The organism is Microvirga flavescens (assembly GCF_003290125.1).
In the GTDB taxonomy this organism is placed as follows: domain Bacteria; phylum Pseudomonadota; class Alphaproteobacteria; order Rhizobiales; family Beijerinckiaceae; genus Microvirga; species Microvirga flavescens.
In genome coordinates, this window is sequence record NZ_QMKH01000004.1 from 312865 (window position 1) to 331866 (window position 19002).

The 19002-nt window shown below is 63.6% G+C and carries 17 protein-coding genes; 9 read left to right on the top strand and 8 right to left on the bottom strand.

Annotated elements, in window-relative coordinates:
* Nucleotides 1-140: 140 nt before the first annotated feature.
* The 3 genes from epmA to DQW91_RS10790 are packed head-to-tail and all read left to right on the top strand — an operon-like array spanning nt 141 to nt 3305.
* Nucleotides 141-1193 (top strand): EF-P lysine aminoacylase EpmA, encoded by a 1053-nt coding sequence (epmA, locus tag DQW91_RS10780; RefSeq protein WP_112663636.1) that lies wholly within the window; start codon nt 141-143, stop codon nt 1191-1193.
* A complete protein-coding gene (locus tag DQW91_RS10785) occupies nt 1190-2242 on the top strand; it encodes a lysine-2,3-aminomutase-like protein (protein WP_112663637.1) in 1053 nt (350 codons plus the stop codon). The genes epmA and DQW91_RS10785 overlap by 4 nt, the downstream gene beginning before the upstream one ends.
* Nucleotides 2243-2252: 10 nt before the next feature.
* The gene (locus DQW91_RS10790) at nt 2253-3305 is read left to right on the top strand and encodes an LLM class flavin-dependent oxidoreductase (RefSeq protein WP_112663638.1); all 1053 of its coding nucleotides are present in this window, start codon (nt 2253-2255) and stop codon (nt 3303-3305) included.
* Here DQW91_RS10790 and arfB read toward each other — a convergent pair.
* Complete coding sequence (gene arfB / locus DQW91_RS10795; protein ID WP_112663639.1) at nt 3302-3724, bottom strand: alternative ribosome rescue aminoacyl-tRNA hydrolase ArfB; 423 nt, start codon at nt 3722-3724, stop codon at nt 3302-3304. The two genes, DQW91_RS10790 and arfB, sit on opposite strands and share 4 nt — an antisense overlap.
* Nucleotides 3725-3950: 226 nt before the next feature.
* Between arfB and DQW91_RS10800 the strand changes: the two genes are divergently transcribed.
* On the top strand, nt 3951-4877 hold the full coding sequence (locus DQW91_RS10800) for an AEC family transporter (protein ID WP_112663640.1): 927 nt from the start codon (nt 3951-3953) through the stop codon (nt 4875-4877).
* A gap of 96 nt (nt 4878-4973) precedes the next feature.
* Nucleotides 4974-5216 (top strand): hypothetical protein, encoded by a 243-nt coding sequence (locus DQW91_RS10805; protein ID WP_112663641.1) that lies wholly within the window; start codon nt 4974-4976, stop codon nt 5214-5216.
* Between the two features lie 2 nt (nt 5217-5218).
* Here the strand turns inward: DQW91_RS10805 and dprA are convergent, their stop codons facing one another.
* From dprA to DQW91_RS10830, 5 genes are all read right to left on the bottom strand, one after another.
* Nucleotides 5219-6409 (bottom strand): DNA-processing protein DprA, encoded by a 1191-nt coding sequence (dprA, locus tag DQW91_RS10810; protein ID WP_112663672.1) that lies wholly within the window; start codon nt 6407-6409, stop codon nt 5219-5221.
* A 5-nt stretch (nt 6410-6414) separates the two neighbouring features.
* Nucleotides 6415-7014 (bottom strand): glycerol-3-phosphate 1-O-acyltransferase PlsY, encoded by a 600-nt coding sequence (gene plsY / locus DQW91_RS10815; protein ID WP_112663642.1) that lies wholly within the window; start codon nt 7012-7014, stop codon nt 6415-6417.
* A gap of 10 nt (nt 7015-7024) precedes the next feature.
* Nucleotides 7025-8320, bottom strand: a complete 1296-nt coding sequence (locus DQW91_RS10820) for a dihydroorotase (protein ID WP_112663643.1) — start codon at nt 8318-8320, stop codon at nt 7025-7027.
* Nucleotides 8321-8331: 11 nt separating this feature from the next.
* Entirely contained in the window at nt 8332-9279 is a 948-nt protein-coding gene (locus tag DQW91_RS10825; protein ID WP_112663644.1) for an aspartate carbamoyltransferase catalytic subunit, read from the bottom strand.
* A gap of 90 nt (nt 9280-9369) precedes the next feature.
* The gene (locus tag DQW91_RS10830; protein WP_157961417.1) at nt 9370-10464 is read right to left on the bottom strand and encodes an acyltransferase family protein; all 1095 of its coding nucleotides are present in this window, start codon (nt 10462-10464) and stop codon (nt 9370-9372) included.
* Between the two features lie 105 nt (nt 10465-10569).
* Between DQW91_RS10830 and DQW91_RS10835 the strand changes: the two genes are divergently transcribed.
* From DQW91_RS10835 to topA, 3 genes are all read left to right on the top strand, one after another.
* The gene (locus tag DQW91_RS10835) at nt 10570-11259 is read left to right on the top strand and encodes a phosphatase PAP2 family protein (RefSeq protein ID WP_112663646.1); all 690 of its coding nucleotides are present in this window, start codon (nt 10570-10572) and stop codon (nt 11257-11259) included.
* Nucleotides 11260-11315: 56 nt separating this feature from the next.
* Nucleotides 11316-12968, top strand: coding sequence for an acyl-CoA dehydrogenase family protein (locus tag DQW91_RS10840; RefSeq protein ID WP_112663647.1), 1653 nt, complete (start codon nt 11316-11318; stop codon nt 12966-12968).
* A gap of 140 nt (nt 12969-13108) precedes the next feature.
* Nucleotides 13109-15820 (top strand): type I DNA topoisomerase, encoded by a 2712-nt coding sequence (topA, locus tag DQW91_RS10845; RefSeq protein ID WP_112663648.1) that lies wholly within the window; start codon nt 13109-13111, stop codon nt 15818-15820.
* A 60-nt stretch (nt 15821-15880) separates the two neighbouring features.
* Here topA and DQW91_RS16605 read toward each other — a convergent pair whose 3' ends face one another.
* Nucleotides 15881-16066 (bottom strand): hypothetical protein, encoded by a 186-nt coding sequence (locus tag DQW91_RS16605; RefSeq protein ID WP_157961418.1) that lies wholly within the window; start codon nt 16064-16066, stop codon nt 15881-15883.
* Nucleotides 16067-16297: 231 nt separating this feature from the next.
* Here DQW91_RS16605 and parE point away from each other — a divergent pair, with 231 nt between their 5' ends.
* A complete protein-coding gene (parE, locus tag DQW91_RS10850; protein WP_112663649.1) occupies nt 16298-18355 on the top strand; it encodes a DNA topoisomerase IV subunit B in 2058 nt (685 codons plus the stop codon).
* Between the two features lie 213 nt (nt 18356-18568).
* On the opposite strand, the gene DQW91_RS10855 is transcribed toward parE, so the two are convergent.
* Nucleotides 18569-19002: M10 family metallopeptidase C-terminal domain-containing protein (locus tag DQW91_RS10855; protein ID WP_198411841.1), on the bottom strand; the 434-nt coding region annotated here is incomplete at its 5' end.

Below are 19002 nucleotides of genomic sequence, written 5' to 3' on the forward strand. Positions count from 1 at the left end.
CTTATGACAGAGGTAGGCGCGCTGCCAGGAACCGGATCATCCGGCCATCGGGCTGCGCGGGATTTCATTGCCGCACCTAACCCATCTTCGGGAAAATCGCCAGTAGTGAGCCTGTATTACTTTTAAGAGACAAAAGCCCCATGCCCGCCCCCTCGCCCTGGTGGACGCCCCATGTCCACGCGGATCGACGCCCGTTTCTCCTGAGCCGGAACCGGATTCAGGCCGCTTTTCGGCGTTTTTTCGAGGAGCGGGACTTTGTCGAGGTCGATACGGCGACGCTTCAGACCTCCCCCGGCAATGAGGCGCACCTGCATGCCTTCGCGACGGAAGCCCTCAGCCTCGATGGATCGCGGGCTCCGCTCTTTCTCCATACCTCGCCGGAATTCGCCTGCAAGAAACTGCTCGCGGCGGGCGAGCCGCGCCTGTTCTGCTTCGCCCATGTCTACCGCAACCGGGAGCGCGGCCCCCTGCACCACCCGGAATTCACGATGCTCGAATGGTATCGGACGGGAGAATCCTACGAGAGCCTGATGCAGGATTGCGCCGCCCTCCTCCGCCTTGCCGCCGAGGTGGCGGGCACGAGCACCTTCAGCTTTCGCGGCGTGAGCGTCGATCCTTTCCTGTCGCCGGAACGGTTGAGCGTGGCCGAAGCCTTCCGGCGTCATGCGAGGATTGATCTTCTTGCTACCATCGAGCCCTCGGGCAAAACTGACCGGGACGCTCTTGCCGCCGCCTTGCGGGCTGCAGGACTTCGGGTGGCGGATGACGATACCTGGTCGGACCTGTTCAGCCGCGTCATCGTGGAGAAGGTCGAGCCTCATCTCGGCCACGGGCGCGCCACGATCCTCGACGAATACCCGGTCGCGGAAGCCGCCCTCGCCCGCCCTTCGGCGCACGACCCGCGCGTGGCGGAACGGTTTGAACTCTATGCCTGCGGCGTCGAGCTCGCCAACGCCTTCGGCGAACTGACCGACGCCGCCGAACAGCGCCGCCGGTTCGAGGCGGAAATGGTCGAGAAAATGCGCGTCTACGACGAGAGCTACCCGCTGGATGAGGACTTCCTCGCCGCTCTTGCCGCCATGCCGGATGCGAGCGGCATCGCCCTTGGCTTCGACCGGCTTGTGATGCTCGCCACCGGCGCCTCAAAAATCGATCAGGTGCTCTGGGCCCCCGTGCCGGAGACAACAGCGTGAGCGCGCGTGCGCTGAAAACGGCGCAGGATCTCGTGAAGGCAGAGCTTCTGCCGCCCGAACGCCTTGCCGAAATCGAGCAGGTGGCCGAGCGCTACGCCATTGCGATCACTCCCGCGATGGCGGACCTCATCGACCGGAACGATCCCGACGACCCCATCGCGCGCCAGTTCGTGCCGCATGGTGCGGAGTTGAAGCAGACGTCGGAGGAACTTGCCGATCCCATCGGGGATCTCGCACACAGTCCGGTGGAGGGCATCGTCCATCGCTATCCCGACCGGGTTCTGCTCAAGGCGGTTCATGTCTGCCCGGTCTATTGCCGCTTCTGCTTCCGCCGCGAAATGGTGGGGCCGCAAGGGCTCGGGACGCTTTCGCCGGAAGCGATGGGGGAAGCGTTCGACTACATCGCGACGCATCCCGAAATCTGGGAGGTAATCCTCACCGGGGGCGACCCGCTGGTGCTCTCCCCGCGCCGCCTTGCCGACATCACCGAGCGCCTCGCCGCCATCGACCATGTGAAGGTCGTGCGCTTTCATACCCGCGTTCCGGTGGTCGATCCTGGCCATGTGGATGCCGACCTCATCGCTGCGCTGAAAGCCTCGGGCAAGGCCATCTACGTCGCGCTTCACGCCAACCACCCGCGCGAATTCACGTCGCAAGCCCGCGCCGCCTGTGCCCGGCTTGTCGATGCGGGCGTCGTCATGGTGAGCCAGTCGGTGCTGCTGCGCGGCGTGAACGACGATCCGGACATTCTCGCCGCGCTCATGCGCGCCTTCGTCGAGGCGCGGATCAAACCCTATTACCTGCACCACCCGGATCTTGCTCCCGGCACGGAGCATTTCCGCCTCTCCATCGCGGAAGGACAGGCGCTGGTCGCGGGTCTACGCGGCAAGATCTCAGGGCTCTGCCAACCAACCTATGTCCTCGACATTCCCGGTGGACACGGCAAGGCACCGATAGGCGCGAATGCCATCACCACCGAGGACGGAACGTGCATCGTCACCGACTATCGCGGCAACCCGCACCTCTATCCTCCGAACGGCAGCCTCTGAGAGCGTACCAATGGAACTCGGCATCTATACCTTCGCTGAAACGACGCCCGATCCTCAAACCGGGCTGACCATTTCTTCGGGTGAGCGGCTTCGCAACCTGATCGAAGAAATCGAGCTTGCGGATCAGGTTGGTCTTGATGTCTTCGGCGTCGGCGAGCATCACCGGCCGGATTATGCTGCCTCTGCTCCCGCCGTCCTTTTGGCGGCGGCCGCCGTGCGCACGAAGAACATTCGCCTCACGAGTGCGGTCACGGTGCTGAGTTCGGACGATCCGGTGCGCGTGTTCCAGCAATTCTCGACCCTCGACCTGATCTCGCGCGGGCGTGCGGAAATCATGGTGGGGCGCGGCTCCTTCATCGAGTCCTTCCCGCTCTTCGGCTACAGCCTCGACGATTACGATGAACTTTTCGCCGAGAAACTCGAACTCCTGCTGAAAATCCGCGATGCGGAGCATGTGACATGGCAAGGACGTCATCGCGCTCCGCTACAGGGACAAGGCGTCTATCCCCGCCCGGAGCAGAAGGATCTCCCGATCTGGATCGCGGTCGGCGGCACGCCGCAATCGGTTGCGCGGGCTGGTGCTTTGGGGCTTCCGCTGGCTATCGCCATCATCGGCGGCGAGCCCGCGCACTTTGCTCCTCTCGTCAATCTCTACCGGGAGGCCGCGCGCCGGAGTGGCCACGATCCGGCAAAATTGGCCGTGAGCATCAACTCCCACGGGTTCGTCGCGGAGAACTCTCAGGATGCCGTGGACATCGCGCTACCGCCCTATCTCCAAGTGATGAACAAGCTCGGACGGGAGCGCGGCTGGCCGCCGGCCACGCGTGAAAAGTTCGACAGGGAGCGCACTTTGCGCGGCGCTCTTCTTGTCGGCAGCCCGCAGGAGGTCATCGACAAGATCCTCTACCAGTATGAGCTGTTCGAGCACGATCGGTTCCTGATTCAGTTCAGCATCGGCAGCCTGCCGCACGCCAAGCTGATGAAGGCCATCGAGCTTTTCGGAACCAAGGTCGCCCCTGTTGTCCGCAAGGAGGTCGCCAGCCGCAAGGGTGCTGCCGCTTAATCGGCCATCGGTTTTGCGCGGCGCGTCGCCTTGACGACGGAGCGCTTGCCCTTGGATTCGAGGCGGCGCTCCTTCGAGGCTTTCGTCGGCTTGGTCGGGCGGCGCTTCTTTTGGGTGATGCAGGCACTGCGGATCAGATCGAGCAGACGTTCGAGCGCCTCTTCCCGGTTGCGTTGCTGGCTGCGGTGGCTCTGCGCCACGATGACGATGACGCCCTCCTGCGTCAGCTTGCTTCCCGCAAGCTTCATCAGACGAATGGCGACATCGTTCGGTAACGAGGGCGAGCCGCGGGCATCGAAGCGCAGTTGCACGGCGCTCGACACCTTGTTGACGTTCTGGCCGCCCGGCCCCGAGCTTCGGATGAAGCTCTCCTGGATTTCGCTCTCATCGAGCGAAATGAAACTGTTCACTTCGATCATGGCTTTTCGCTCGATGGTCTCTCGTTCTGCGCGTGCTTAGAGCATGATCAGAACAAGTGGGCACCAGTTGTTCGCCCGGATCATGCGGCAAACAAAGGAGTCTAGAGTCTGATCGGGAGACGCGATCAGACTCTAGTGTTTCTTTTTCCCAAGCTCAACGCTTGCGGGGAAGAATAACACTCTCTAAGCCCGATCTCGGCGCTTTCCGCTCCAAGAGGTCCCGTTCATGGCCGCCATCATCGCGAGCCTCGTTCCGGTTTTTCTGCTCATTGCAACAGGCTGGGCAAGCCGCGCGAGCGGCTTCGTGAACGATCAATGCTGGTCCGGCATCGAACGGATCACCTACGTGATGTTCTTCCCGGCCCTCATCGTCAAAACGCTCTCGCAGGCTGACCTCTCCACCGTGCCGATGACAGGAGTCGGCGGAGCTTTGATGATCGCAATCCTCCTGATGAGCGCCCTGGTGCTTCTGTCGCGCCCGCTCCTTCAGCGAGCCTTCGCCATCGACGGACCGAGTTTCACCTCCGTCTTTCAGGGCGCGACCCGTTGGAACAGCTTCACGGGACTCGCCGTCGCTGAGAGCCTGTTCGGCCAGCGAGGTGTGACGCTCATGGCTGTCGCCATCGCGGCGATGGTGCCGCTTTTGAATGTGCTCGCGATCTTCGTGTTCGTCCGTTTCGCGGGCGGGCCGAAGCAGCGCTGGAGCCAGATCCTGCGAACATTCGCCACCAACCCTTTCATCTGGTCCTGCGGCATTGGCCTTGCCATGAACGCCTTCGGGATCGTTCTCCCACGCCCGTTGAGTGTTTTTCTCGACGCCCTGGCGAGCGCCGCCCTCGCGGCGGGCCTTCTGGTCGTCGGAGCTGGGCTCGACATTCGCCGCCTGGCGAAGCCGAGAGCGCCGCATGCAATAGCCAGCGCCTTGAAGCTCGTGGCGATGCCCTGCATCGCCGTGGCCCTCGCGAGATCGTTCGACGTCACCGGAGCCGATATCACGGTGACCGCGATCGCCGCGTCCGTTCCTTCTGCCAGCGCCGCTTACGTCCTGGCGCGGCAACTCGGCGGCAATGCTGCCCTCATGGCGGAAATCCTGACCCTGCAGACGCTTTTCGCAATGGCGTCCATGCCCATCATGATGACGGTTCTGAGCTAAGCGTTGGATACAATCCAGCGTTACGTATTTTGTCTTGTCTTACTTTTGGTTGCGCTGCTATCTAGGACCAATCATCTGGATAGTGACCGACATCTCATGGCTAAAGCCCTCGCCCGTTCCAAAGCTGAAACTCTTGCAACCTCCACGACCAATGAGGGTGGGCAACCGCTCCGGAGCGGCGCGGCCTCCTCTGAGGAAACCGCCCTCTACATCGCGCAGTTCACGGCCGAACTGTCTTATCTCGCCCGCCGCGCGAATCTCGACCTGCTCGCCTATCTCCTCGACATGGCCCGCCTCGAGGCATCTCGCTCGGCTCCGCAGGGGACCAAGACCCTTTAAGCTTAGCCCACAAGCGACACTGCGTTGCCGCCGTGCCGTTCCAGGCGTCCGGCGAGTTCCAGTTCGAGCAGAGTCGTCTGCACCACGCGGATCGGGAGCCCTGAAAGCCTGACCAGATCGTCGATGGCGACGGGGGACGGGCCGAGCAACTCGATCACCGAGCCCGCATCGGAAAGCTTTTGCGGAGCAATGCTCTCCGGTTCGGAGGCCTCCGGCAGAACTGAGCCGAGCGGCGCGCGTTCGACACCCGGCAGGTCAAACTCGTCCCACAACTCCTCGATCCAGGGAGACGCTCCACCCTCCTGCGCACCGGCGTAAGCGGCTCCGGTTGCAATCAGGGGCTCGAGCGCGCTCGTGATATGAGAGACCTCGGCGCAGAGCGTCGCGCCGTCTCGGATGAGATCGTTGGTGCCTTCAGCACGCGGATCGAGCGGGGAGCCGGGAACGGCGAAGACCTCGCGGCCCTGCTCCAGCGCGAAGCGCGCCGTAATGAGGGAGCCCGAGCGCCGCGCCGCCTCCACAACCAGCACGCCATAGGACAACCCGGAGACGATCCTGTTCCGGCGCGGAAAGTCTCTCCCGCGCGGCTCCCAGCCGAGAGGCATTTCGGAGATGACAGCCCCGCCCTGATCGACGATGGCGCGCGTCAGCGGCTCGTTCTCGGACGGGTAGATCCGCGCCTGCCCGCCGGCGAGCACGGCGACGGTGCCGGAGGCAAGGCTCGCCTTGTGGGCGCGGGTATCGATGCCGCGCGCCAACCCGGAGATCACTACATAGCCCTGCTCACCCAACTGACGCGCCATCCGCTCCGTGAAGGTGAGGCCCGAGGCCGAGGCGTTGCGCGAACCTACGATGGCAACGCCCGGTTTTGCAAGAACGTCCGCCGATCCGCGCAGGGCGATCATCGGCGGCGCAGTGTCGATGGCCTGCAAGGTCTTCGGATAATCCGGCTCGCCCATCGCGATGAACCGCACGCCCATGCGCGCGGCTTCCGCCATCTCCTTCTCGGCCTCGGCGCGAGACGCCACCTTGAGCAGAAGGCGTCCGCCCCGGCGGGCGAGATCGGGCAGCGCCTCCAGAGCAGCACCCGCTCCCCCGAACTGGTTGATGAGAGCGCGGAAGGTGCGTGGCCCGACGTTTTCGGAGCGGATCAGGCGCAGCCAGTCGAGTCGTTGTTCGTCGGTCAGACGCACGCCGGTCATCCCTTCTGTCCGATTTTCCCTTCGGTCCCGGCCAGAAGGCGCTTGATATTCTCCCGATGCTTCCACCACAGAAGCGCGACGAGAAGGACGCAAATGCCTGCCGTCCGCCCGTCGCCCAGCACCCAGAGCATGACCGGCGAAATCGCGGTTGCGACGAGGGCCGAGAGGGACGAATAGCGCGTCGCAAAAGCGAACCCTAGCCAGACAACCGCGAAGACGAGGGCCGCGATCAAGTTGAGGCCGATCAGGCAGCCGATGAACGTGGCAACGCCTTTGCCACCCTTAAAGCCGAGCCAGACAGGAAAGAGATGGCCAAGAATCGCGCCGACGGCGGCGAGAGCGCCGAGATCGGGGCTCCAGTAGCGGGCGATGAGCACCGCGACCGTGCCCTTGAGGGCATCCCCCAGGACCGTCGCGGCGGCGAGCCCCTTGCGGCCCGTGCGAAGCACGTTCGTCGCGCCGATATTGCCGGAGCCGACCTTGCGGATATCCCCTAAGCCCGCCATGCGCGTGAAGATGAGACCGAACGGGATCGAGCCCAGGAGATAGCCAAGCGCCAGGGCGCTGAAGATCAGCGAGAGGTTCGCGTCAGACATTCGGATTCCTTCAGGAAAGAGAGCGGTCGAAGACCATCCTGCCCGCTACGATCGTCTTCGTCACCTGCCCTTCCAGACGGGCATCCTCGAAAGGCGTGTTCTTGGACTGCGAGCGCAGGCTGCGCTTGTCGAGCACATAAGGCGCTTCCGGATCGAACACGATGAGGTCGGCCGGAGCGCCGCGCGTGAGCCGCCCCGCCGGAAGGCCAAGGATTTCAGCGGGTCTCGTGGAGAGAGCACGCAAGAGCTTCGGCAGCGAGATGCTGCCCGCATGCACCAGCCGCAGGCCGGCGGAAAGCAGGGTTTCAAGGCCGACGGCCCCATCCGCCGCCTCTGCGAAGGGCAGACGCTTGGTCTCCACATCCTGTGGATTGTGGTCGGAGACGATCACGTCCACGATGCCGTCGGCGATGGCCTCGATCATCGCGAGCCTGTCATCCTCATGGCGAAGCGGCGGCGACAGCTTGAAGAACGTGCGGTACTCGCCGATGTCGTTCTCATTGAGCGCGAGATTGTTGATCGAGACACCGCAGGTGATCGGCAGCCCCCTCTCCTTCGCGGCCTTCACGATCTCAACCGAATCCGCACAGGAAATCATTGCCGCATGGTAGCGTCCGCCCGTGAGACGCACGAGACGGATGTCGCGCTCCAGCATCACGGTTTCCGCCTCGCGCGGAATGCCTGGAAGGCCGAGGCGCGCAGCGAACTCGCCCTCGTTCATCACACCCTGTGCGACGAGATCGGGATCTTCCACATGATGGACGATGAGCGCATCGAAATCGCGAGCATAGGTGAGCGCACGGCGCATCACCTGCGCATTGGTCACGGAGCGCGCGCCATCGGTAAAGGCGACCGCACCCGCCTCGCGCAGGAGGCCGATCTCGGCCATCTCCTCGCCCTTGAGGCCCTTCGTCAGCGCGGCGGCGGGGCGCACATTGACGATGGAGGTGTCGCGCGCGCGGCGCATCACGAAATCGATGATCGCGGGATCGTCGAGAACGGGGTTGGTGTCGGGCATCGACACGATGGTCGTAACGCCCCCAGCCGCAGCGGCCTCGCCCGCGCTCTTCAACGTCTCCCGGTGCGCGGCCCCCGGCTCGCCGATGAAGGCGCGCATGTCGATGAGGCCGGGCGCGAGCACCTGCCCGGCGCAGTCGATCACCTCCGCATCGGTCGCAGCGATGACATGATGGCCGACATCCGCGATCAGGCCATCGCTAACGAGAACGCCGCCATGCTCCTCGCGCCCGCTTGCGGGATCGACGAGACGGGCGTTTTTGAGGAGAAGCGGGCGAGTGGAGGTCATGCGTCTTTCCCTCACCGATTAGGCAGATGGCTCGCGAGAGCCTCCAGCACCGCCATGCGGACGGCCACACCCATCTCGACCTGCTCGCGGATCAACGACTGCGCACCGTCGGCGACGTCCGACGCGATCTCGACGCCGCGGTTCATCGGACCGGGATGCATGACGAGCGCGTCGGGCTTGGCGTAATCGAGTTTTTCCTGATCGAGACCGTAGAAGCGGAAATACTCTTTCACGGATGGCACGAAGGAGCCGTTCATGCGCTCGCGCTGCAGGCGCAGCATCATCACGATGTCCGCATCGCGCAGGCCGCGCTTCATGTCGGTGTGCATCTCGAAGCCGAGGCGCTCGATGCCCGGCGGCAACAGGGTCGAGGGGGCGACGAGGCGCACATGCGCGCCCATCGCCGCAAGCAGGATCATGTTGGAGCGCGCCACGCGCGAATGCAGGATGTCACCGCAGATCGCCACGGTGAGCCCTTCGATCCGCCCCTTGTTGCGGCGGATGGTGAGCGCGTCGAGCAGCGCCTGCGTCGGATGCTCGTGCGCGCCATCGCCCGCATTCACCACCGAGCAATCGACCTTCTGCGCGAGGAGATTGACCGCCCCCGCCGCATGATGGCGCACGATGATGAGGTCGGGCCGCATGGCGTTGAGCGTCGCGGCAGTATCGATCAGCGTCTCGCCCTTCTTCACGGAGGACGACGCGACGGACATGTTCATGACGTCCGCACCGAGCCTCTTGCCCGCAATCTCGAAGGAGGATTGCGTGCGGGTCGAGGGCTCGAAGAAAAGATTGATCTGGGTACGTCCGCGTAAGGTCGTCTTTTTCTTTTCGACCTGGCGACTGACTTCGACCTGTTCGTCAGCCAGATCGAGCAACGCCTTGATATCCAAAGGCGAAAGCCCCTCGATTCCGAGCAGATGGCGATGCGGAAAAATCGGCGGGTGCGCTGTGTTCATCTTAAAGCATTGGCTATAGGGGGAGTCGATGGCAGCGGCAAGCGAAGTCTGATCCCCGCGTGACGTTTGAGACAAAGCCCCCAGCCAGGATCATACCGCGCGCAACACCCGTTGGGATGAGCGGCTCACGATCCATATCCTTGCAGGCCCTTCTATGAACCGAAACGACACCCAGGCGACCACGACGACAATAGCCAGATACAGATAAAACAATATGCGGGCATCCAACGCGGTCGCGCCGCACAAAACCAGGATCGCTGCAACCGGAAAGTGCCACATGTAGATGGAGTAGGAGAGATCTCCGATCAAAGCGCCGACGGAACTTCTCCCCAATCGCTCCATCAACTTCGAATTGACGCACCCAAAAACAAGTAACGGTGCGCAGACCAAGGTGATCGCTGCTTCGACAAGCACAAGATGAGGTCCCGACCTGGGATAAAGCATCAATCCAGTCGCTAATATGCCGCCGGTCACAAGCGCAGCTGCGCCGACACCCGCACTGATGTTTCGAGTGGCTCGGCACACGAAATAGGTCACAACGCCCGCAAAAAACCCCGCCGCTGTCCGGATGAGCAGCGGCTCCACGGGACCAATTCTCCTAAAGCTCAGCCACTCGCCATGCGCGATCAGAACAGCTGATGAGCACACGACAATCGCACCGGCGATCCATAGCACCCGGCGGGTGGTGAGTAGGACGAGCGCGAACAGAATGTTGATCCAGAATTCCCCCGATATCGTCCACGATGGGGCGTTGAACGAAAAACCCTTCTGGAGGCCCACGAATTGCAACAAGAACAAGTTGAGCAAAAAATGGAAAAAATCATTCGCAGAATAAACAAACCCATATCCGTCACCGCGAATGGCAAAAATACCAAAAATCAAGGCGACCACAACAAGCGTAACGAGGTGTAGAGGATACAATCGACCCAATCGTTTTATTACGAAAAGCTTGAGATCGGCCAGATTTTGCAACTTTCCGTGATATACATACATAAGTATGAACCCGGATATCACGAAGAATATATCAACAGCCACCTGACCGTTCTGATAAAACGGGGCGAACAATACGCCGTAAGGATTCGCGTTGAAGTAGCTTTGAAAGTGCCAAACAAGCACGACGAGCGCCGCGATGCCCCTGAGGAGATCAACAGACCGGACCCTACCGTCCGCCGCGACGTGCGTCATTCTCAGCATCCACAATCTTAGCCGCCCCACGACAAGGGACCACGTTTGCTAGTACATTATGCGCCACGACGCTACCAACGGCCTGGCTCAGGCAATCAGCTGAAAATGTTCGCCATAACTCGCACGCCCCTTCTCGCCGTCAGCCTCCTAGCCTTCGCGAGCCTTCACGCGGAAGCCAGGGACAAGCCCCATTACAGCGTGACGATCGACGCAACGGCCATCGGCGCGCCGCCTGACGCGGCTGACGCCTCACGCGATCTGGAGACCGTGCTGTCCGTACAGACCGAGCGCACACCGAAGCAGGAAGATCAGGCGTTGAAGGATGCGCGCCAGAGCCTGACCGGGTTTCTTGAAGGAATGGATGCCCCAATTGACAAGGGCGAGTTGAAGAAGGCGCGCCGCCTGTTCAAAGCGGCAGCGGAGACGCTGGAGGAGGCGCTCGCTCCCGTCAAAAGTCGCTTCGACCGCCCTCGCCCCTTCAAGACGAGCGCGAATGTCAAAGTCTGCCCGGCCAGGCTGCCGTCGAGCAGTTCGTTCCCCTCGACCCATGCGGCGACCGGCACGCTCTTCGCGGCCCTGCTCGCGCATGTCGCGCCCGAGCGCAAAGCCGACCTTGAAAAGCGCGGCCTCGATTACGGCTGGAGCCGCGTGGTCTGTGGTTTTCACTACCCTTCCGACATCGAAGCGGGGCGCACCGGAGGACGGCTCGTCGCGGACGCCTTGTTGAGAGATCACGCTTTCGCAAAGCGTCTTGAAGAGGTGACGCCGCAATTACGTAAGGCGCTCGGGCTCTAGCCCCAAAGTCCGCGCCGCGCCCTAGATTCTTCCGTCGACAAGGACGGAGCGGCGTAATGAATTTTCAGCATGGAACCGAAAGCCATGAGATCTTCAACCAAACGCCGCCCTTGGTGGATTTCAATCCGATAGCGGCGAACCAGCCTCTTCTTGACGCTCTCAAGGCCAATGGCATCGACCAGGCCGACGCCCTGATCGCTTCCGGCGCGCGATGGGGGAGCGCCGAACGGTTAGACCTCGGGCGTCTCGCCAACGAAAACCCGCCGAAGCTGAAAACGCATGATGCGCGGGGCTATCGCATCGACGCCGTGGAGTTTCACCCGGCCTATCACGCGCTGATGGCCGCGAGCATGGCGGACGGTCTGCATTCCTCGACCTGGGAGGAAGGCGCCCCCGAACCTCCGCTCCCTCAAGGCCACCTCGTCCGCGCCGCGCTTCTTTATACTATCGCCGGCGTCGAGAGCGGCCATGTCTGCCCGATGACGATGACCCATGCCGCCATGGCGGCGCTCGCCGTCGCGCCCGAGCGGTTGAAGGAATGGTTGCCGAGAATCCGCTCGCGCGCCTACGACCCGCGCTTCATCCCCTTCTGGGAAAAGACCTCCGTCACCCTCGGCATGGGAATGACGGAGAAACAGGGCGGCACGGATGTCCGCGCCAACACGACCCGGGCGGAACCCGCAGGCGGGGACGAATACCGCCTCACCGGGCACAAGTGGTTCCTCTCCGCACCGATGTCGGATGCGTTTCTCGTGCTCGCCCAGGCCTCCGGCGGCCTCACCTGCTTTCTGCTGCCCCGGCACGAGCCCGACAGCTCCGTCAACGGCCTTCGCCTGCAGCGTCTGAAGGACAAGCTCGGCAACCGCTCCAACGCTTCGGCGGAGGTGGAGTTCGCGGAGGCTTTCGCCTGGCGGATCGGCGAGGAGGGCAAGGGCGTGCGCACCATCATCAACATGGTGCAGCACACGCGGCTCGATTGCGCGGTAGCGTCCGCCGGGCTCGTGCGGATGGGGCTCGCTCTCGCTGTGCATCATGCGCACCACCGCAGCGTTTTTCAGAAAAAGCTCATCGACCAGTCCGCCATGCAGATGGTGCTGGCCGATCTTGCCCTCGACAGCGAGGCGATGACAGCGCTCACCATGCGGCTGGCGAAGAGTTTCGACGGCGCGGCCTCGGACGCGCTGGAAGCCGCGCACGCCCGGATCGTTACGCCCGCCGCCAAGTTCGGCATCTGCAAGGCGGCCCCTCGCCTGATCTATGAGTGCATGGAGTGCCTTGGCGGCAACGGCTACGTGGAAGAGAGCCCGATGCCGCGCCTTTACCGGGAGGCTCCGGTGAACGCGATCTGGGAAGGCTCTGGCAACGTGATCGCCCTCGACATCCTGCGCGCCGGGGAGCGGGAGACCGACGCCGCCATGTCCGTTCTGGAGCAACTGGCGGGCGACGCCTGGGGCCTGCCCGGTGTTGCGGAAACGGCGAACCTGATCCAGACCGCCATGCGCGCCCCGGACGCCGAAGCGCAGGCACGATTCATCGCCGATCGCCTCTTCACCCTGGCCGCCACCGCCGCCCTCGCCCGCTCCGCGCCCACCGAAATCGCCGAAATCTATGCCGCGACACGCCTCGCCCACCCCGCCCGCATGACAGGTGCCAACAGGCTGGGGCCAGCGCTGAAACCCTTGCTTAACCGGGCGCTATCGCCCACATAGGGGTTGCTCCGGCCGGGGTCGATTTGACTTGTCGGCGATCATCCACCACTTATCCGCACCCTGTGGCAGTCGGGGCTGACTGCTTTTTTCGTTGCCGTGGCAGCATGACGCTGACCGCGACTCCTGCCGGGAATAGGTTCATGAAGGTCCTCGTCGTCGAGTCTCCTGCAAAGGCTAAGACGATCAACAAATATCTGGGCAAGGACTACGAAGTCCTGGCCTCGTTCGGGCATATCCGCGATCTGCCGGCCAAGGACGGCTCGGTGGACCCGGACGCCGATTTCCACATGATCTGGACCCTCGAGGACCGGGGCTCCAAGCGCGTTTCCGACATCGCCAAGGCGATCAAGGGCGCCGAGAAGCTCATTCTCGCCACCGACCCGGATCGCGAGGGCGAGGCGATTTCCTGGCACGTCGTGGAGGCCCTGCGTGAGAAGAAGGCGCTGAAGGATATTCCCATCGAGCGCGTGACTTTCAACGCCATCACCAAGGACGCCGTGCAGACGGCCCTGCGCCAGCCGCGCGAGATTGATCAGGCGTTGGTCGATGCCTATATGGCCCGCCGCGCCCTCGATTATCTCGTCGGGTTCAATCTCTCCCCCGTCCTGTGGCGCAAGCTGCCCGGCGCGCGCTCGGCAGGCCGCGTGCAGTCGGTGGCCCTGCGCCTCGTTTGCGACCGGGAACTCGAGATCGAGACCTTCAAGGCGCGGGAATACTGGTCCCTCGTCGCAACCCTCGCCACCAAGGAAGGCGGCGTGTTCGACGCGCGCCTCGTGGGCGCGGACGGCAAGAAGATCACGCGCCTCGACATCGGCAAGGGCGAGGAAGCGGAAGCCTTCAAGCGCGATCTGGAACTCGCGACCTTCACCGTCGTGACGGTGGAAGCCAAGCCCGCCAAGCGCCACCCCTACCCGCCTTTCACGACGTCCACCCTGCAGCAGGAGGCCTCCCGCAAGCTGGGGCTCGCCCCGGCGCAGACCATGCGCATCGCGCAGCGTCTTTATGAAGGTGTCGATATCGGCGGCGAGACGGTCGGCCTCATCACCTATATGCGTACCGACGGCGTGGACATGGCCCCCGAGGCCGTGCACGCCGCGCGCCGCGTGATCGGCAAGGAATTCGGCGAGCGCTACGTTCCCGGTGTGCCGCGCAAGTACACGACGAAAGCCAAGAACGCGCAGGAAGCGCACGAGGCCGTGCGCCCCACCGACATGAGCCGCCTGCCGAAATACGTGGCGAAGTATCTGGAGCCGGAACAGGCCCGCCTCTACGACCTGATCTGGACCCGCACCATCGCGAGCCAGATGGAATCGGCGGAGCTGGAACGCACCACCGTCGATATTTCGGCGCAGGTCGGCCCGCGCAAGCTCGACCTGCGCGCCACCGGCCAGGTGGTGAAGTTCGATGGCTTCCTCACGCTCTACAACGAGAGCAAGGACGACGAGGCGGACGAGGATGAAGGCCGCCTGCCGCCCATGAAGGGGGGCGACCCGCTGGAGCGCCGCCGCATCGCCGCGACCCAGCACTTCACCGAACCGCCGCCGCGCTATTCGGAGGCCTCCCTCGTCAAGCGCATGGAAGAACTCGGCATCGGCCGCCCTTCGACCTACGCCGCCGTACTGCAAACCCTGCGCGACCGCGAATATGTGCGCATCGACAAGAAGCGCCTCGTTCCCGAGGACAAGGGTCGCATCGTCACGGCGTTCCTGGAGAGCTTCTTCCGCCGCTATGTGGAATACGATTTCACGGCGGATCTGGAAGAACAGCTCGACCGCGTTTCCAATCACGAGATCGATTGGAAGCAGGTGATGCGCGATTTCTGGCGCGACTTCTCGGCAGCGATTGCCGAAACGAAGGAATTACGCACGACGGAAGTGCTCGAATCCCTCAACGAGCTTCTCGGCCCGCACATCTTCCCCGACAAGGGCGACGGCTCGAACCCGCGCGGCTGCCCCTCTTGCGGCAACGGCCAGCTCTCGCTCAAGCTCGGCAAGTTCGGCGCCTTCATCGGCTGCTCGAACTACCCTGAGTGCAAATACACCCGCCAGCTCGCCGCGACCGGCGTGAACGGCGAAGGCGACGCCACGTCCGAGGGCGGCCAGCCCGGCGTGAAAGTGTTGGGCGAGGATCCCGACACCGGCCAGCAGGTCACGCTCCGCGACGGACGCTTCGGCCCCTTCGTGCAGCTTGGTGAAGGCGAGAAGCCGAAGCGTTCTTCGGTGCCGAAGGGCACCTCACCTTCTTCGGTCGATCTCGAAAAGGCGCTGAAGCTCCTCGCGCTGCCGCGCACGGTGGCGATGCACCCGGAAACAGGCGAGCCGATCCTCGCCAATATCGGGCGCTACGGACCTTACGTTCAACACGGCAAGACCTACGCCAATATCGGCAAGGACGATGACGTGCTGGAGATCGGCGCAAACCGCGCCATCGACCTCATCATCGCGAAGGAAAGCGGTGCAGGAAACCGGCGCGGCGCAGCCGATCCCGGACGCCCGCTCGGCGACGATCCGACCTCCGGCAAGCCCATCGTGGTGAAGGCGGGGCGCTTCGGGCCTTATGTCACCGACGGCGAAACCAACGCGACGCTTCCCCGCGCTGTTTCTGCGGACGCCGTGACCTTGGACGAAGCCATCGCCCTCATCGCGGCCCGCCGCGCAGCGGGGCCGAGCAAGAAGGCGCGCGGAGGACGCAAGACCGCGACGAAGACCACCGCCAAGAAGACGGCAGCCAAGAAACCTGCTGCGAAAAAGGCTGCGGCAAAGAAGCCTGCCGCAACTAAGACGGCGACAAAAGCACCCGCAAAAAAAGCCGCAACCAAGAAGGCTGCAGCGAAGAAGTCGGCGAAGGCCTAAAAGCAAAACGCCGCCCTTCTGCGGCGGCGTTTATCCTGATCTGAGCAGCCCTCGGCAGAGTCAGAACGCGATGTACAGCGCGGCTGCCGCGATGAGCCCGAGGGCGATCCAAAGGAGATTGTAGGACGCGCGCTGCGCAACCGGCACAGCCTCCGGCTCGTTGAAGGCGAAAGCCTCGCCGGCCACGCGGGCGGTGCGGGTCAAGTGCAGGTTCTGCGCTGATCCGACGGTTGTTCTTGGCGTCACGTTCGAATCTCCCCTCTTTGACCTTGAGCTTAAACGACCAACGTGAATGCGACCTAAACAGTTCCGATTGTGCGGAGCTGCCTTTCCGCTGTTTTCTCAGCCTCGCGAATATGCCATGAGGCTGCATCGCTTTTATGACGGCGGCAATCTTTTCGTTTCTGTTTTGTTCCTGTATTCATGCTTTATGCGATATCGTGATAGGAACGCGAATCACCCCGGTCCCAAGGTTCAATGACTGACGACAACGATCTTTTCGGCGACGGCAGCGGCGCCAAGCGCGCCGCGCCTGCCAAGGCCGCAGCGGCCAAAGCCGCCCGCACCGCACCGAAGGCAGCTCCGGCGGTCGAGACCGATTACGACGCTTCCGCCATCGAGGTGCTGGAAGGGCTCGAGCCTGTCCGGCGGCGTCCGGGCATGTATATCGGCGGCACCGACGAGAAGGCGCTGCACCACCTCTTCGCGGAAGTGATCGACAACTCGATGGACGAGGCGGTCGCGGGCCACGCGACCTTCATCGAGGTGGAGCTGGAGGAAGGCGGCTGGCTGACCGTGACCGACAACGGGCGCGGTATCCCGGTCGATCCGCATCCGAAATTCCCGAAGAAGTCGGCGCTCGAGGTCATCATGACCACGCTCCACGCGGGCGGCAAGTTCGACTCGAAGGTCTATGAAACCTCGGGCGGTCTGCACGGCGTCGGCGTCTCGGTGGTGAACGCCCTGTCCGAGACGCTGGAAGTCGAGGTCGCGCGCGGGCAGACGCTTTATCGCCAGATCTTCTCGCGCGGCACTCCGCAGACGAAGCTGGAAACCGTGGGCCGTGTGCCCAACCGGCGCGGCACGAAGGTCCGCTTCCTGCCCGATCCGCAGATTTTCGGGAAAGACGCTCATTTCCTGCCACGCCGCCTGTTCAAGATGGCGCGCTCGAAAGCCTATCTGTTCGGCGGCGTCGAGATCCGCTGGAAATGCGCTCCGTCCCTTCTCGACGGCACGGACAGCGTGCCCGCCGAGGCGGTCTTCCGCTTCCCGAACGGTCTGAAGGACTATCTGGCCCGCGACATCGAGGGCAAGGAGCTCGTCTCCGATCAGGTCTTCTCGGGCAAGATCACCAAACAGGGCGGCCACGGGTCCCTCGAATGGGCCGTGGCGTGGATGGCGAACGAGGACGGATTCTCATCCTCCTACTGTAACACCATCCCGACACCGGAAGGCGGCACGCACGAGAACGGCCTGCGCATCGCTCTCCTGCGCGGCCTGCGCGATCACGCCGAGCGCGTGAACCAGCAAAAGCGCATGGCGGCGGCGACCACCGACGACGTGATGGCGACCTGCGCCTCCATGCTCTCGGTCTTCATCCGTGAGCCGGAATTCCAGGGCCAGACCAAGGACAAGCTGGCGACGCTGGAGGCGGGCCGCATCGTCGAGGCTGCCGTTCGCGATGCCTTCGACCACTGGCTCGCGGCCTCCCCGCAGCAGGCGAACAAGCTGCTCGACTGGGTGATCGACCGGGCCGAGGAGCGCCTGCGCCGCCGCCAGGAAAAGGAAGTCGCGCGCAAGACCGCGACCCGCAAGCTGCGCCTGCCCGGCAAGCTTGCCGATTGCTCCAACGCTGGCGCGGAGGGCTCGGAACTCTTCATCGTCGAGGGCGACTCGGCGGGCGGCTCCGCCAAGCAGGCGCGCGATCGCAAGACGCAGGCCATCCTGCCCCTGCGCGGCAAGATCCTGAACGTCGCCTCGGCGGGGCGGGACAAGCTGCACCAGAACCAGCTTCTGGCCGATCTCGTACAGGCGCTCGGCTGCGGCATGGGCTCCCAATACCGTGACGCGGACCTGCGCTACGAGAAGGTCATCATCATGACCGACGCGGACGTGGACGGGGCGCACATCGCCTCCCTCCTCATCACGTTCTTCTACCGCCAGATGCCGCGCCTCATCGATGCCGGCCATCTTTATCTCGCCGTGCCCCCGCTCTATCGCCTCAGCCACAGCGGCAAGACGGTCTATGCCCGGACGGACGAGGATCGCGACCGGCACCTCAAGAGCACGTTCAAGGGCAGCAGCAAGGTCGAAATCGGCCGCTTCAAGGGTCTAGGAGAAATGTTGCCGAGCCAGTTGAAGGAAACGACGATGGACCCGAAGAAGCGCACGCTTCTCAAAGTCGTCATCGCCCCCGACGAGCGCCCCGAAACGGGCGATGCGGTCGAGCGGCTAATGGGCAACAAACCCGAAGCCCGCTTCACCTTCATCTCCGAACGGGCGGCCTTCGCGGACGAGGCCGCACTGGATATTTAAAGCACGGCGCGGGGCCCTCCGCGCCGTTTTTTATTGGGCTGGTTTGGCCACCGCCTCCCGCCAATGTCCCGGCTCTGAGGAGGCAAGCAAGCTTGAAGCCTAGTGCTTGCTTTTCTCAGCGGCCTTAAAAAGCCCCTCAATAGCAAACGGAGCCAACCTGTGAGGCTGACTCCGTTTGCGTTTGCTGATGCTTTTGCGCCCGTATCTCCACCCTCAGATGGTGTAGAGGCTGAAGCTGGCGGCGGTCAGGGTCAGGCCGGCGCTGAGCTGGGCGAACTGCACCTGCGCGACCGCTCCCGAGCCGTCCGCGTCGTAGTACAACGCGCCCGTCGCGCTGTTGTACACGATCCGCTGCGCCGACGTCGTCGCCGCCGCTCCGATCGTGAACGCGTTCGTGTTCAGCGCGCTGTTCACATAGGTCAGCCCCGCATCCGTCTCGTAGATCACCACGTCCGGGAACGCACGGAACACATGCGTCTCAAGCTCAATCTTGTCTTCCCCGACCTTGAAGTCCACGATCCGGTCCACGCCAGACCACGGCGAGGCGTCGAACCGGAACACGTCACGGCCCGCGCCGCCCTCAAGCAAGTCCGCGCCTTCGCCTCCCACCAGCGTGTCGTGGCCGTCCCCGCCGTTCAGGTAGTCGC

Bases quoted from the DNA above. Each gene is read 5' to 3' on its own strand.
- epmA (WP_112663636.1), top strand. From the start codon at position 141: ATGCCCGCCCCCTCGCCCTGGTGGACGCCCCATGTCCACGCGGATCGA.
- DQW91_RS10790 (WP_112663638.1), top strand. From the start codon at position 2,253: ATGGAACTCGGCATCTATACCTTCGCTGAAACGACGCCCGATCCTCAA.
- arfB (WP_112663639.1), bottom strand. From the start codon at position 3,724: ATGATCGAAGTGAACAGTTTCATTTCGCTCGATGAGAGCGAAATCCAG.
- DQW91_RS10800 (WP_112663640.1), top strand. From the start codon at position 3,951: ATGGCCGCCATCATCGCGAGCCTCGTTCCGGTTTTTCTGCTCATTGCA.
- DQW91_RS10805 (WP_112663641.1), top strand. From the start codon at position 4,974: ATGGCTAAAGCCCTCGCCCGTTCCAAAGCTGAAACTCTTGCAACCTCC.
- plsY (WP_112663642.1), bottom strand. From the start codon at position 7,014: ATGTCTGACGCGAACCTCTCGCTGATCTTCAGCGCCCTGGCGCTTGGC.
- DQW91_RS10820 (WP_112663643.1), bottom strand. From the start codon at position 8,320: ATGACCTCCACTCGCCCGCTTCTCCTCAAAAACGCCCGTCTCGTCGAT.
- DQW91_RS10825 (WP_112663644.1), bottom strand. From the start codon at position 9,279: ATGAACACAGCGCACCCGCCGATTTTTCCGCATCGCCATCTGCTCGGA.
- DQW91_RS10830 (WP_157961417.1), bottom strand. From the start codon at position 10,464: ATGACGCACGTCGCGGCGGACGGTAGGGTCCGGTCTGTTGATCTCCTC.
- DQW91_RS10835 (WP_112663646.1), top strand. From the start codon at position 10,570: ATGTTCGCCATAACTCGCACGCCCCTTCTCGCCGTCAGCCTCCTAGCC.
- DQW91_RS10840 (WP_112663647.1), top strand. From the start codon at position 11,316: ATGAATTTTCAGCATGGAACCGAAAGCCATGAGATCTTCAACCAAACG.
- topA (WP_112663648.1), top strand. From the start codon at position 13,109: ATGAAGGTCCTCGTCGTCGAGTCTCCTGCAAAGGCTAAGACGATCAAC.
- parE (WP_112663649.1), top strand. From the start codon at position 16,298: ATGACTGACGACAACGATCTTTTCGGCGACGGCAGCGGCGCCAAGCGC.